Origin of the sequence: Paenibacillus plantarum (genome assembly GCF_013141695.1) — a bacterium.
GTDB classification, from domain to species: Bacteria; Bacillota; Bacilli; order Paenibacillales; family NBRC-103111; genus Paenibacillus_E; species Paenibacillus_E plantarum.
In genome coordinates this window covers 158,387-173,602 of sequence record NZ_WHNY01000057.1, presented here as the reverse complement: position 1 = coordinate 173,602, position 15,216 = coordinate 158,387, and the positions used below count along the sequence as shown (strand labels likewise).

Sequence of the window (15,216 nt, the reverse complement as noted above, 5' to 3'; positions counted from 1 at the left end):
TGGGCAGACTAGTACAATACCCATCACGTAGTTTTATATAACTATGCTAATGGGAAGAATGGGATAAATAATTGAGTTATTAAACTTGGGGGCGGGGTGAATCATGATAGCTGGTAAATGGGGTCTATATGTGATATTTGGTACCTTCGTCATACTGGTGGCAGGTGTAGTATTCTAAGCAATCAAGTTAAAGAAGATGGAATAATAAATTGTTCGGATAACCTGACACTTTTATAAAACAGGCTGTCGGATGCATGGCAACCTGTTACGCTCCCTCGGTGAACTTTAGTTCACTAAGGACAGCGGCAGTCTAAAACTTTATTTTCACTGGACAACGACAAATCATGAAATAGACGATCGTATTCTCTCTTAACCTTCCCCTTTTGAAGGATTAAATAATGAACCTATTGGGTTGGACGAACTGAAAGAGACTACGACTTCAATTTTCTAATACGAAGATGACATTCGGCCATTCATATCGCATTAAATGGATAAGAAATGCAGCTTTTAAGCAGGCAAGCTACGTGAACATTAACCGGCACAATTATGTACCGGTTAACTATGCTGAGATTGCATTTCCTTAATGATTTCTAGAAACTGATTGACTTCCTCGGAAGGATGTAAGGGATATAACAAACCATAGGGTATTGTGAAGTCCAAGTCGCTAGGAATTGTCACTAAGGACGGATGAATATCTGCCCATACATCCAATGTAAGTAAGACAACACCACTTTCCTCACATCGATTGAATACATCAATATCATAAAGGCGTGGAATATCTTTAATTCGGATTTTAGGGTGGTTCCTTATCAAAAAATCACGAATTTCATCAATTACAGCACTTCCTCCACCGTTTACTACAGCCAATTGCTCTCCATACAAATCTTTGACAGACAATGTTATTTTAGAAGCCAGCCGATGGTTGCGAGATAAAGCAAAGCAAAAGCGATAACTTCCCAACTCAAGAACTCGGAAATATTCCTTCCAGTTCTCTGTAAGGGTTGGCCCTACAATGAAATCATAGTGTTTGCCAATAGTACGATAAGTGGTTGGGAGTGTATGTGAATCATCCTCAAAATGCACGATATTGATTTTGAACTGCGGGAATTGGTCGCTGACTTCATTCCACATATCCAACAGAACCTTGCAGGGATTAAGCATAGAGGTTCCCACGCGAATTACAAGCTGATTTGCCTGTGCGGATTGACGCATGCGTAGCAGAGTTTCTTGGAAATACTGCACCATAAATGCCGCATCCTTGCTAAAGGATTTTCCAGCTTTGGTGAGTTCAATTCCATGGTTAGTGCGGATCAAAAGAGGCATACCTACATGTTTTTCCAATAAATTCATTTGCTTCATCACAGCGGTTGGAGAAATAAATAATTTCTCAGCTGCCTTTGAGAAGCTACCGGACTGTACGACCTGAATAAAAGTGTTCAATTTTTCGTTCATTCAAAGAACCTCCTGTTGCATAAACCAATAGTTGATACCATGCTAACTTATTTGAACTTCCGTATCAAGTTCTCCAACTGTAACATTAGAGTTGAAAAGAGCATAGCACTTTAAAGCTTGCTTATTTCATTCATTGATTTAATTTTTCGGGACTGCTGGACCGCTTCTTCTCAGAACCGGTTTGGCTAATCTCCTCCAAGAAAGGAACATTTATTATGGAAATTCGTGACAAGGTCGTTCTTATTACAGGAGCATCCGCTGGTATCGGCTTAGCCACAGTACGCAGTTTTGCCACTGCCGGTGCTAAATTAGCACTGGTAGCTCGATCTGCCGATGCACTAAATCATCTCGCCAAGGAATTGCAGAGCCAGGGTATTGACGCTGTCGCTATGCCGGCTGACGTGAGTGATCCTAAGCAAGTAGAAAGAGTCATTGAGGAAACGTTTCGCCGCTTTGGCCGCCTAGATGTTGTCATCAATAACGTAGGACAAGCTGTAGTTGGCAAGGTCGCTGACCTAAATCCTGATGACTTTCGCAAGATCCTCGACCTCAATGTGCTAGGACCGTTAGCAGCTATGCAATCTGCCATCCCTGTCATGCGAGGGCAAGGGGGAGGGCTGATCATCAATATAAGTTCGGTGGTATCCAAGATGCATATTGCTGGATTGGGCGCCTATGCTGCAACCAAAGCTGCTTTGAATATGATTTCCGATACAGCTCGAGATGAATTAGCCTCAGATCAAATCCGTGTAATTACCGTCTATCCGCGCTCAACCGCAACGGATTTTGGTAAAAACGCACTTGGTGCTCGCGAGCAACAGCGACAAGGATCTTCTTCTCCAATAGATACTCCTGAAATGGTCGCAGAGAAAATCTTGGCTGCGGCTTTACATGAGCCAGACGAGCAATATATGGATTAATGAGCTTTTACTGTTTTTTCATAAGGGATGCGTGGAACATTTTATTTGAAGCCCATAGTGGTCAAAGATATTAGTAACGATCATTACGCTATCTAGGAACGATAGCTCAATAAACTCCAAAAAACAGCAGCCGGCATAAAGGACACAGAAGGACTAGCCTTTTAATTTAAAGGGTAGTTAATTTACAAAAAGAAGACATCTTCCAAAATGGTAGATGTCTTCTTTTTTTGCTGTATTTAGCCTTTTAGGACTTCCAATTTTAATCGTTTAGCTTCAAAATTCGTTTTTAGATTCACCGCAAAAATCGTCATTGCTCCCTGAAGTTCCATACCTAATAGACCCGCGGAAGTGGCTACATCATACCCGTGTCTGTGCTTTAATTCACTGTTTTTGGCTTCAATTTTGTAGCGTTCCTTCGACTTTGCTTTGAAATCCTCACTTTCTTGAAATGCCATTTGTGGGCTGCAAGAATGGTGCCGCTGAATACTTCGCGGATGACGTACAGCATCTCGTTTCCCTTTTCCGATTGGACCCCGTCCATGGAAAGGATGATTCCACTAATGGGTCGCATATCCAGAAGATGCGGTTGAACTAGCAGTATGAATGGAACCACCGGCCCTTGTAGGTTCTCGTTCGTTCACGATTCATTTACCGGTGCGGCAGGCTTGCGTTTTTGTGTAAACCAAGACGCAACGAGAAGTAGAAACGGTAAAAAAAGGGTGAAGATAAGTGCGAATGGCGCCCAATTTTTGGACAGAAAATCATTGATAAAGATCGTGTTGGGGTAGCACATCAGCGAGAGAATAATCATCCCCAATGCAAGAGGAACGACTAGAGGTTTCTCATCCTTGATGTTCATAATTTGGGCGAATCCCAACAGAGATGCATGGAAGGTGAGAACAATTTTAAGGAAAGTGGATAGAATCCAAATGGATATCAAAATGCCTTCGACCCGTTCAAGGAAATGGCCGATACTAATATTTTTGGCTAGTGTGTAGGCTGGAAACAATTGGTTTGATGTTAGCTCTTCCCCCAGTACGGCTATGCTTCCGATCGTTGTCATAAGAAGAATAGCGCCACCTACCCCAATCCCCATAACAAAGCTGCTTTTACGACCTTTCGCATTGGAAACGAACGGATAAAACATGAGCAGTACAATCATCTCTTGCAATCCATAAAATGTAAATCCGCCTCGTAGAATTGGCTTTATGCCAAATTCCATAACCGGCAGAAAGTTTCCCATATTAAATTTGGGAAATAACGGCAAAATGAGCAGCAAAAATAAGAGAATCAGCCATGGGAAAAAAACCACGGCTGCCCTCGTATACACGACAAATCCCGATCGGACGGCAAACACAACGATAAGGGTAAATAGCATCTGCAAAGCTTCAATCGGCGTTTCCTGCATGATCTGCGAGGTTACGAAATAACCTAGATCCCCGATCATCAACGAAGCCAGCAAATAAAAAAACAAGACAAAGGCCAGGGAAATTGCTTTGCCTGCCCATTTGCCAAGCACCGTTTCACAATATTGGACAAAGGTTTTCCCAGCAAAGCGCTCCCCTAATACATGATACAAAAGGAAATTCAAAAGATTGAAACCAACACCGACGATACACGCTAGCCATGCATCTTGCTTTGCCACGAGAGCAAGCCCTGAAGGTGTAATAAGAATGGACGTGCCGATCATGAAAAAAGTAACGAGTATGGCAAAAGAGCTTTTGCTAATGATTTGTTGCTTCTCCATGGAATCGGCCCCCTCTTATTGAAATAGCGAATAAATGGCTTTAGGATAGGGTCCTAATATCGCTGCAAGCCAACTAAGCGGATTAGGTAAACGGGTATTCAAACTTTGCAGTGTCCCAAGCACGGTGATGCACAGTGTGGCTAAAGCAAGTAGCCATAGTTCTTTGCGTTTTTTTTGTTTCCACAAATGAGGAATTTCCTTCCAAACCGTCCATGTTAATGTGAGGATAACCCCGATTAAGAGCAGCATGAGTCGCACCTTATTCTGTCGTTATATTATCGATCGGTTGCAGAATAGTCCCTATCCGGCGAAGTTTCGAATCCACATGAACTCTCACTTTGATTGTTCGAAAAGCTTCGTTCCAATCCTTGATCTGATGCCAAGATTTGGGGAACTTATGATGAAACGTATTTCCAAAGCCGTAAATATCGGCCCCTAAATTTTTCTGTATTTTCGCGATGGATTGTTGCATGCTGCTTTCCAATTTGTTGTTGTTCAGTTGTTGTAACTCATCAACGACAGAAGCTTGAGATAGGTCGATTTTACATTCGACATCGGCAATATCACCATCAATTCCAACATTGACATCGAATTCGGGAGTTCCATTCACAAGATGCGGATGGATGACGGTGTGGGAACGAATCGCCTGCACCGTAATATTTCCCGTAGATCCCGGACATGGAATATAGCCTGTACTTTGGTGTACAGAATTTTGCACATAATTTAAAGCTTTTACATCGTTCTCATCCAGCCAGCCAACAAATCGGTCCTGTTTGAAAACAGCCATTCCAGCATACTTTAATAAGGCAGGTGGTTCTACGTATTGCGTGTTTGCGGTCTGTTCCCCCATTTTTTTGGTGCCAATAATTTCAATCCCAGTCAGGGCGGGACTTTTCCCATGAGTTCCTAGTTCCTGAAGTAAACGATTAAGATTCATACTTCCTGTAGCAGCCCAATATTTATCAGAGGTCTCAAGCTTTGTATACATGTTGTTCGCGGGAATCGGATCAATGGCGCTAATTACTTTTAATATTTCAGAAGCTTTTGCCTGTCTGGCGACGATGAAATAAAAATCAGTACGCATATCCATATTACGGGAAAGAAAATCAAGCGGTTTGCTAATGCCTTCTCGAGCGACATCCTCGCCGATTACGACCATTCTCAGATGAGAGAAATGCAAGTATCGCGGTGCTTTAACGCTCAATCGGGATATGGCTTCAGGAACCGTCATTCCGGTTTCTTCATACGTGATAACAGCGGGAGAATTACTGGAGGCTCCTTTTTTTACAGCGACCTGGCTCGGATTAACGGTTTGAATCGTAATTTTGTAGCGTTCTCCGACCAGGTCAATCCCCATTCCTACCGCAATACTGATATCATTCAATTCATGACGACTCCAACAACCCGTTAACAGGGAAAATAGTGAAAATAGACATAAACCAGTGGTTATCGCACGTTTCAAAGGATTAGCCTCCTCATCGGCGTTTCTGACGAACGAGATTTTTTTGTCGGAAGACTTTGGGGCGAGTAATCATATTCGGGAAAGTAAAGCGGACTAAAGTGTCTTTCTGATCGGATAAATGGAATGGAGCAAAAGGCGACATATAGGGAACGCCAAATGAGGAAATCCCGCACAAATGAATGACCAATGCGATGATTCCGACAAATATGCCAAACAAACCAAAAGTGGCAGCCAGCATCATAAGCAAAAACCGTATGATGCGAATCGTGATGCCAAGGTTAAATGCGGGAAGTACAAAGTTGGACATTGCTGTGATCGATACAACAATAACCATTGCCGCACTTACGAGACCTGCTTCCACAGCAGCCTGACCAATTACAAGCGTGCCTACAATTGAAATAGACTGTCCAACGGTTTTAGGCATCCGCACACTGGCTTCTCTTAAAATTTCGAACGTAATCTCCATCATAATCGCTTCAATAAATGCCGGGAAAGGAACACCTTCACGTTGACTTGCTAAATTATAGAGCAATGTGGTCGGCAGCATTTCCTGATGAAAGGTTGTAACGGCAATATAAAAAGAAGGTGTTAAAAGTGCCAATCCAAAAGACAAAAAGCGAAGCAGACGAATCAAGGAGGAGAAATTAGCCGGCTGGTAATAATCCTCGCTGGATTGAAAGAAGTGGCTGAACAATGCTGGAACAAGCAGGGCAAATGGCGTTCCGTCCACAAGAATGGCAACTCTTCCTTCCATTAATCCAGCTGCAATCACATCGGGACGCTCTGAGTTGAAAACAGTTGAAAATGGCGTGTTTTGCTTATCTTCAATCAGCTCCTCAATGTAGTTGCTCTCTAGGATCGCATCTATATCAATGAGGGACAATCTGATCTTTACTTCTTCGAGCACCTCTTCAGACACGATGTTTTTAACGTAGGCGACTACGACATCTGTTTTCGTCACTTTGCCAATTTTCATCGTTTCCATCCAGAGATTGCGGTCTTTAATTTTACGGCGAAGCATAGCTGTATTCCATTGCAGTACCTCAGTAAAACCTTCCCTGGGCCCACGGACAACCGATTGCACATTCGGTTCTTCTACCTGGCGCGCCGTTAGCTCTGTGGTTCTAATCGCTAAGACCCGTCGACATCCATCAAGCAGCAAAATACTGTTACCGGATAATAACGCCTCAAAGAGATCATCCATATCATCAAAATTTTCTACTGTGCCCTGCGATACGACAATATTCTCCAAATACCCTAACAAATCTTCGGGATTCAAGTGTTGCTGTTCGCCGTTCTTGCAGCAGGTTAGCAAAGTGTCGATCATGGAGTGGAGGTTAGAGAGGCCAGCCATATAGATAACGGCTCCGTCTATGGAATGATTATCGCCAAGATCAATTTGGAATTCCCGGATAGCAACATCATTGCTGTTTCCAAGTCCTTGTGTGATCTCCAGCAAGTTATCTGTTAGACTAACGGTCAACTCCATATCCAACTCGTGCTCGTCGTTTGTCATGAAAGCCTCCTGCATGGGGGAATAGGGCTTAGTTGTACATAGTATTGATGTAATTTCCAAATTTATGCATCATTAGGAATCATGAACTTGTTACGGCTTCAGTTTGATATGAACGTGTTAAAAGCTCGCGATGGATGGAGTAGTTATTAAAGGCAGCTCTACCATCAATCAAGCAGCCATCACCGGCGAATGGATTCTAGTAAATAAGAGCATCACTGATGAAGTTTTTGCAGGTACGCTCAATGAAGAAGGCTATTTGGAAGTAAAAGTAACCAAAACAGTTGAAGATACAACGATTTCAAAAATCATTCACCTGGTGGACGAGGCACAAATCAGAACGGGCTCCTTCACAAGCGTTCGTGGAGCGGTTCACGATTAGGCATCTTCAACTCTACTAAATTTGGTATAATTTGTATTTTAACTCTTATATGAGTATGATAGTGAAAGAATTATGACTATATTTGGTAATAATAACAATATGGAGGGAATCAAATGAAACGTTGGATGTGTACACTTACTGCGATTGCGGTAACTGCCGCGCTGACAGGGTGTAATTTTACGGAGAAGGCAAGTAGTACTACAAGAGAAGCAGGATCTCTTAAGAAGCTGGGGAAAGACGAGAAAGCAACGATTAGAGTGATGTATTATGACAAGAATTCATTTTATCAACAGTATGGTAATCTTTTCATGGCCAAAAATCCGAATATTGAAGTAGAGGTCATATCGAATCAAGGCATTTATGGACCCGGCAAAGATCCTCAGGAAGAGCTTGATAAACTCATCGATGAAGAAAAACCGGATGTTCTCCTTATTAACGGTACCGACCAACTTGAAAAGTTCGTAGAAAAAGGAAGTCTGTATGCGCTAGACGATGTCATAAAGCAAGATAAATTCGATGTGGAGCATATCCTTCCAGCTGCACTGGAAACGATTAAGCTCAAAGGCGAGGGCAAATTATATGGACTTTCACCAGACTTCTACAGTCAGGCTCTTTACTATAACAAGGATCTATTCGAGCAGTATGGCATAGAGTTTCCGAAAAATAAGATGAACTGGGAAGATGTCCTTAATCTCGCCAAACGATTTCCGACCGACGGTCAGGGAGATCAGCGAATTTACGGATTTTCCGCATATTCTTACATGAGTGAAGGAGTCGCCTATCAATATATGAGCAGCATCGGCACGACGCTGGGTCTGTCTTACATCGATCCTGAGCAGATGAAACTGACGATCCAGACAGATGCCTGGAAGAAGGTATTGCAGCTTACCGTCGACTCTCTGAAATCAGGTGCGTTGTACACGCCAAAAAATCAAAACGCCGATTCTAATGCACCGAGAATGTACGAGGATTATCTCAAAGGGAATATGTTCGCCATGGGTAAGGTTGCGATGACTATTGACGGCAACTATATGATGCAAAATCTGCAAGATGCCAAAGACCGCCTGAAAGATGTGAAGCCTATCAATTGGGATATCGTCACGGTTCCCGTTGATCCGAATAATCCGGACTTTTCTAACAGTATTTCCGTATCCAATGTATTTGGCATCAATGCCCAATCGCCCAATACACGCGCAGCCTGGGAATTCATGAAATATATCAACAGCGATGAATTCGCTAGAGTCATATCGAAATCTTCGAGCAGCCTGATGACCCGCACCACGTATTCCAAAGAGAGGAACGGCCATAATTTAGAGCCATTTTTTCTCCTGAAACCTAACCCTGACAAGATTACTAAAGGTTATGAGAAAATCCCAAGTGGCTTCTACCAGCCGTTCAGTTTGCTTGCAAATCAAGAAATTCAGGCCGTCATCGATGGAAAGAAATCAGCTGATGAGGCACTTAAGACGATTGAAGATAAGGGACAACAACAATTATTGCAAGCCAAACAAGCCGGATGATGCCCAGAAAGCGGCTCAGTCCAAGCAGAAATAAAGCCAAGAGGCTGACTCTAAGGTTCTTTTCAAACCTTGGTGGCAGCCTCTATGTGTTTATACGTGCTTAAATCTTTATTCTTTTAAGTATTGGTTAGTTTACTATTTTATGAAACATATTGTGTTCTTAATGCTACATAGAGTCAGATGGGTGACTATATTTATATTGATCAATTGGAATATTTTGTGGTATTCAACTGGAATATTTTATGGTATGGTTGCGCTAGTAAACGTGTCGAAATATGTAAGGGGGGTTAAATATTTTGGGAATTATGGCGAAAAAAGTTAGTTTTAGGAGATTGAAATTAATAGTTTTAAGTCTATGTGTATTTGTACTTATTCTACCTACTACTGCATTAGGTAAATCAAACTTTGAAGGAGCGGAGAACATCGGATTAGGCGCTCAGCCAAATGCGGCCGCTGTTGGTGATTTTAATCAAGATGGACTACCTGATCTTGTAACGGCGAACTCATATTATAACCAGATTTCTATATTACTTAATGATGGTTCTGGTCATTATCAGGAGAAACAATATCCGGTTGGTATTAAACCCAGTGGTGTAGCTGTTGGAGATCTGAATGGTGACAACATCGTTGATGTTGTCACAGCTAATAATGGGAATGGACATCCTGATTATGCGTCTAGTACGGTTTCGGTGTTGTTAGGTCAAGAAGGCGGGGAGTTTAAGTCCACAGTAAACTATAATGTCTATATCGATAGTGTTGGCTACAACACATTTACGCCTAGTTCAGTAACGATAGGGGATTTCAACAATGATTCGATAATGGATTTGGCTGTATCTAATTATGACTCTCTTACAAGTAAACACCACATTGTATGGTTACTTGGTCAAGGCGTACAACCGGATGGGACGCTTAAATTCAGTGAGCCAGTTCCACTTCGAGTAGGAGCTAATCCTAGTTCTATTACTGCGGGTGAAATTAACGGGGATAGCAACTTAGATATAGTCGTTACCAATAGTGGAGATGGGACTGTTTCTATTTTAACTAATAATGGGAACTTGACGGTTTCGTCTAACGTATATGCAGTTGGTGCTAGACCAAAAGCATCTGTTATTGGGGATATGAATGGGGATGGTTATGCGGATATTGTTGTTGCTACTGAAGATTCGAATGGAATCTCTATTCTTCAAGGTGATGGACGGGGTTCATTTAAAGATGCCGTTAAATTTAAGGCTAGATGTGAGAGCCCAGTCTCACTAGCTCTCGCTGATCTAGACGGTGATGGTGATCTTGACTTGGCTGTTGGTTGTTCAGAGGCAGCTCAAGTATCCATTTTATTAAATGATAGTGCAGAATCTCAGTTATCGTTGCAAGCAGCAGTTTCATATGCTGTACAAGGTTACTACTCTTCGGTAGTTATTGCTGATTTCAATTCAGATGATAAATTGGATGTAGTAGCTACAAATTTTGATACATTTGGTAATAATGTGAATTATGCTGCCTTGTTACTGGGTAGAGGAGACGGAACTTTACTTGCATCCGTTAATTATGATGTTAGTGGCAGTGAACCAGTGTCAGTTACAAGTTTCGACTTTGACGGAGACGGGAATTTGGATATAGCAACGGCAGATTATAAGTCTAATAATGTGTCTGTCATGCGAGGTAATGGAAGAGGTCAGTTTGCAGCCGCCGATAATTATAATGTCGGGAGTAAGCCTGCTCAAATTGTGTCAGGAGACCTTAACCTCGATGGTAAACCAGATCTGGTTATTGCTAATTCTGGTGGTAATAGGATAACGACTTTATTAAACAATGGGCAAGGATTATTCATTAAAAATGAATTTGAATCTAGCGCCGAATCTAATTCTAGAGCTAGAACACTTACTATTGCTGACTTTAATGGTGACAACAATCCCGATATCGCCGTAGCACATATAGAATCAAACCTTTTAAGTGTGATGCTTGGAGACGGAAAAGGGGAATTTCAGGCGAAGGATCATCCTGCTGATAGTCAAATCGACTCACCTGTTTCCATCGTATCGGGTCATTTTAATAACGATGACATGATCGATCTGGCTATTGCGAATACGGGGACGAAACAAGTGTATATTTTGCATGGACAGGGGGATGGTACATTTACCTCTGGAGATCAATATGGTTGGGGCAGCAACGCACCACAATCGCTTGCTACGGGTGATTTTAATCGTGATGGATGGGAGGATATAGCGGTTGCTTATAGTTCTCCTAGTTATTCACTTCGTATTCTCTTTGGTGATCCAACAGGCACGTTTCGAGATGCGATGATTCATCCATTTCCGGAGGAGATTCGTTCACTCAAAGTTGGAGATTTTAACGGTGATGAGAAGTTGGATATTGCAGTTGCTGTGACTTATTTACAGCATGTGTACGTATTTATGGGCGATGGCAATGGAAGCTTTGGCTTGGAAAACAAGTATAGTACCGATGTTACGCCTTGGTCGGTTGCGGTTGGCGATTTTAATGACGATGGCAAAGATGATATAGCAACGGCAAACCGATATGCCGACAATGTCACAATTATCAATAGCTTCCCGCCTAAATGGAAAGTGAAGCTGGGTGCAACAACCTATAGTGCTAAAGAAAATAGCGGCAGCGCGAAGGTTACTGTTATTAGGGAAGGCAGCAGTACAGGCGTAACGAGTGTTGTATATGCGACTTCGGATGGAACTGCTAAAGCTGGTGTCGATTATACGGCAACTACAGGTACGTTACAGTTCCAAGATGGTGAGACTAGCCAATTTTTTATGATCCCGATCGTGAACAATCATATTGTCACGGGCACTAAATCGTTGAATGTTCAACTAAGTGCTCCTTCGGCAGATGCGGTCATCGGTACGCCTTCAACGGCAGTGCTCCAAATTGTAAAAGAAGATCTTCCATCCTCGGAAAGTGGATCATCAGCTACACAACCGGAAATCTCTATTATATTGGATGGTGTAAAGCTGGATAAATTGACGACGCTGAAAGAAGTTGTTGTGGGAGGACAATCGACGACGATTGTGTCCATTGATAATGAGAAATTGATGGCTGTACTGGAAGGTAAAAATAATCAAAAACTCATTATTCCAGTAACTTCTAATTCAGATGTCATCCAGACAGATTTGAACGGTAAAATGATTAAATCATTGGGGAAGACAAATACAATCATTGAAATTGGCACCAATAATGCGATTTATACCATCCAATCGAATCAGATAAAGATTGACCAAATCGCGTCTCAGTTTGGCAATAACGTGAAGGTAGAAGACATTAAGTTAAGTATTCGTATGGGAAAACCTTCTACTGAAAGTAAGAAGCTGCTTGATTCTGCCGCTGCAAACCAAAATGTGACTTTGATTGCTCCAGCGATTAATTTTGAAATTATAGCTACATATGGTGATCGTACCATTAAGATCGATCGATTCGATAGATATGTGTCACGTGAGATTGTATTGCCGAATTCAATCGATTCCACTCAAATAACAACTGGCGTTGTATTAAATGAAGATGGAACAATATCCCATATACCAACAAATGTCTTTACAAAAGACGGCAAACCACATGCCGTATTGAATAGCTTAACGAATAGTACCTATTCGATTATATGGAACTCGAAGAAATTCGCCGATGTGCAAGGACATTGGAGTCAAAATGATGTCAATAATATGGCTTCACGCCTCATTGTTGATGGTGTTACAACGACATCCTTTCAACCTGATCAAGATGTCAACCGTGCAGAGTTTCTAGCTATTGTTGTTAGAGCATTGGGCTTGAAGTCAGTTGAGCAAATCAACTTGCCGCAGGATGTGAAGTCCTCAGATTGGTATGCATCTGTTGTACAAGCGGCTTTAACGTATCAACTTGTTCAAGGATATGAGGATAATACGTTCAGACCTAATCAGACGATTACAAGGCAAGAAGCCGCTGTGATCTTATCTAGAGCGATGGCGATCACTTCGCTTACATCGACTGTGACGGATGCAGAAGCGAATAAGGCATTAAGTCCGTTTGAGGACAGTCAACAAGTTTCTGGTTGGGCGAAGAATGCCGTAGCACTTATGGTCATTAACAATATCATGCAAGGCGATAATCAATATCTTACAGCAGCAAGTCACCTAACACGTGCACAAACAGCTGCAATTGTAACAAGATTGCTACAGCAAGCAAAGTTGATTAATAAGTAATCACCTAAAGAGAGCCGCGGTGCAAATAAAAAGAGAAACTGCCCAAACCTGGGGTGGCCGGGGCTGGGCAGTTTTTTGGTGCGATTGGCAGCGCATCTCTCTGTTTACCTGTTTACAATTGTGAAAATCACTAACGAACTTTATTTTCCTGAATCAGCGTCGGTGTCCGTCGCTTGACACTGATTTTCTCACATGCTATAAGAGAGTAAATGCCAGAAGTGATGAGGTGTCCTATGCGTAAAGTATCGACTGAACAACAATTTCAAGAACAAATTTCGCAATCCGGTGTGACCATCGCCATTTTCAAAACGACATGGTGTAAGGATTGCCACTATATTGACCCTTTTATGCCAGCAGTCGAGCAAGCTTATGAAGGCCGTCTCACGTTCATTGAACTGGATCGCGATGAATTCCCGGATTTGTGTGAACAATTGAACATCTTAGGCATCCCGAGTTTTATTGCTTTCCGTAACGGCCAAGAGGTCGTTCGTTTCGTCAGCAAGCTGCGTAAAACCCGTGAGGAAATCGAGCAATTCCTTGATCGTGCAATCGAAGTTTCCAATGCGTTAGCTCCATAGAAGGAGTAGGGCATAGAGGATAGCAGGACTAGAAAAACCGTCGTCGGATTAATCCGATGGCGGTTTTTTTACGTTGATCCCCGACCGGTGCCTATTTAGTCCGAAATCCCCGAACTAAATCGCCACAAACTACCTTCAAGCAAGAAAAATAGGTAAATAGTTCGGCAGAATCGGACTAACGGTCTATCAATGAAAGCGATCATCGTTTTAGTTGGGAGAAATCGGACTAACAGCAGCCTTTTTTCATTTCTAAATCCCACTTCCGAATAAATGCTTCCATACTACACACACTATAATGTTTTTTCCAAGTGTTGGGCGCATCTCGGTTAGAAGCCAACAAACTGATTCCTTGTGGTTTCGGAGCTTTGTAACAATTGCGAATGGAAATGCCTTCATATTACAGCTATAATTGAAAGCGGAACTACAGTATTCGACATGATCCTCAGTAGATATGACATAAAGTAGGTGCAATCATGCAAAAATGGATCCAAAGATTAGCTAATTTATCAGCCATCGGCATGTTTCTAATTCTTGCTATGGGGGCCTTAGTAACCAAGGCTGACGCAGGTCGGGGCTGTGGAGACGAGTGGCCGTTGTGTCATGGGAAATTCATTCCAGCACATACCATTTCTTCGTTTATCGAGTACAGCCATCGCTTAGTTGTAGGTATTGTGACCATGATACTTATTGCAACGTTTTACTTAGTTTTCCGATATGTGAAGCGTAGAGATGCAAAATTCTTTATTACAGCAACAGTGGTCATGACCCTGATTCAAGCAGCAATGGGCGCGTTGGCCGTTGTTTGGCCGCAATCTTCCCTTGTCCTAGCACTTCATTTCGGATTATCCTTGCTCGCCTTTGCTTTCTCCCTGCTGCTTGCACTCGTGTTTACTCCGTGGGGACAATTTGTACGCACAACGCAGATTCATACTAGCTTTAAAGTGATCGTTTGGTTTACCACGATTTATAGCTATGTCGTTGTTTATTTAGGAGCATTCGTGCGTCATACCGTTTCTTCGGGTGGCTGCTCGGGCTGGCCGTTATGTAATGGCGAAGTGATTCCGGAACTAAGCGGTGCCACAGGAATTGTATTTACACATCGAATTGCCGCTTTGCTGCTCTTTGTTTGTATTTTATTTCTTTACCTGCAAGCGCGACGCTATTATCAAAAGACAGACAAACTTTGGTTCGGGAGCAAATGGGCACTTATTCTCGTTTCGCTTCAAGTGATTAGCGGTGCAGTCGTAACCTGGTCCTTAGGGAATGAAGTCGCCTATTTATTCACAGGTATGATTCATGCCATTATTGTGGCTTGTATGTTTGGATTCTTATGTTATTTGTGTGTACTCACGCTATATGATCGCAAAGCCTAGCAGCATCATGCGGCATAGGCACAACAAGGCCTTCTAACGGAAGGCCATTTCCTTTTTCATCTCCAAAGAA

At 42.3% G+C, this 15,216-nt stretch carries 10 protein-coding genes and 2 pseudogenes; 6 read left to right on the top strand and 6 right to left on the bottom strand.

Translation table 11 applies throughout. The annotated features are described in order from the left end of the window. Nucleotides 1–555: 555 nt before the first annotated feature. Nucleotides 556–1,452: a LysR family transcriptional regulator gene (locus GC096_RS17640; protein WP_171631967.1), complete on the bottom strand. Its 897-nt coding sequence runs from the start codon at nucleotides 1,450–1,452 to the stop codon at nucleotides 556–558. A gap of 215 nt (nucleotides 1,453–1,667) precedes the next feature. Here GC096_RS17640 and GC096_RS17635 point away from each other — a divergent pair, with 215 nt between their 5' ends. Further along, nucleotides 1,668–2,372: an SDR family NAD(P)-dependent oxidoreductase gene (locus tag GC096_RS17635; protein ID WP_171631966.1), complete on the top strand. Its 705-nt coding sequence runs from the start codon at nucleotides 1,668–1,670 to the stop codon at nucleotides 2,370–2,372. A 236-nt stretch (nucleotides 2,373–2,608) separates the two neighbouring features. Here the strand turns inward: GC096_RS17635 and GC096_RS17630 are convergent. The 5 genes and pseudogenes from GC096_RS17630 to GC096_RS17610 all read right to left on the bottom strand — a co-directional run. Beyond that, nucleotides 2,609–2,830: pseudogene (locus GC096_RS17630) on the bottom strand (transposase); the annotation flags it as partial. 179 nt (nucleotides 2,831–3,009) lie between these two features. Further along, the gene (locus GC096_RS17625) at nucleotides 3,010–4,119 is read right to left on the bottom strand and encodes a GerAB/ArcD/ProY family transporter (protein WP_171631965.1); all 1,110 of its coding nucleotides are present in this window, start codon (nucleotides 4,117–4,119) and stop codon (nucleotides 3,010–3,012) included. Nucleotides 4,120–4,134: 15 nt separating this feature from the next. After that, complete coding sequence (locus GC096_RS17620; protein ID WP_171631963.1) at nucleotides 4,135–4,305, bottom strand: hypothetical protein; 171 nt, start codon at nucleotides 4,303–4,305, stop codon at nucleotides 4,135–4,137. A gap of 73 nt (nucleotides 4,306–4,378) precedes the next feature. Further along, entirely contained in the window at nucleotides 4,379–5,581 is a 1,203-nt protein-coding gene (locus GC096_RS17615) for a Ger(x)C family spore germination protein (protein WP_171631962.1), read from the bottom strand. A gap of 13 nt (nucleotides 5,582–5,594) precedes the next feature. Continuing rightward, nucleotides 5,595–7,097, bottom strand: coding sequence for a spore germination protein (locus tag GC096_RS17610; RefSeq protein WP_171631960.1), 1,503 nt, complete (start codon nucleotides 7,095–7,097; stop codon nucleotides 5,595–5,597). A gap of 121 nt (nucleotides 7,098–7,218) precedes the next feature. Between GC096_RS17610 and GC096_RS17605 the strand changes: the two are divergent. The 5 genes and pseudogenes from GC096_RS17605 to GC096_RS17585 form a co-directional block, all read left to right on the top strand. Further along, nucleotides 7,219–7,468 (top strand): annotated as a pseudogene (locus GC096_RS17605) (P-type ATPase actuator domain-containing protein); the annotation flags it as partial. Between the two features lie 121 nt (nucleotides 7,469–7,589). Beyond that, entirely contained in the window at nucleotides 7,590–8,996 is a 1,407-nt protein-coding gene (locus GC096_RS17600; protein ID WP_171631959.1) for an ABC transporter substrate-binding protein, read from the top strand. Nucleotides 8,997–9,328: 332 nt separating this feature from the next. After that, nucleotides 9,329–13,195, top strand: a complete 3,867-nt coding sequence (locus GC096_RS17595) for an FG-GAP-like repeat-containing protein (RefSeq protein WP_171631957.1) — start codon at nucleotides 9,329–9,331, stop codon at nucleotides 13,193–13,195. Between the two features lie 233 nt (nucleotides 13,196–13,428). After that, complete coding sequence (locus GC096_RS17590) at nucleotides 13,429–13,773, top strand: thioredoxin family protein (protein ID WP_056613511.1); 345 nt, start codon at nucleotides 13,429–13,431, stop codon at nucleotides 13,771–13,773. A 473-nt stretch (nucleotides 13,774–14,246) separates the two neighbouring features. Beyond that, on the top strand, nucleotides 14,247–15,146 hold the full coding sequence (locus GC096_RS17585) for a COX15/CtaA family protein (RefSeq protein ID WP_171631955.1): 900 nt from the start codon (nucleotides 14,247–14,249) through the stop codon (nucleotides 15,144–15,146). The last annotated feature ends 70 nt before the right edge of the window (nucleotides 15,147–15,216 follow it).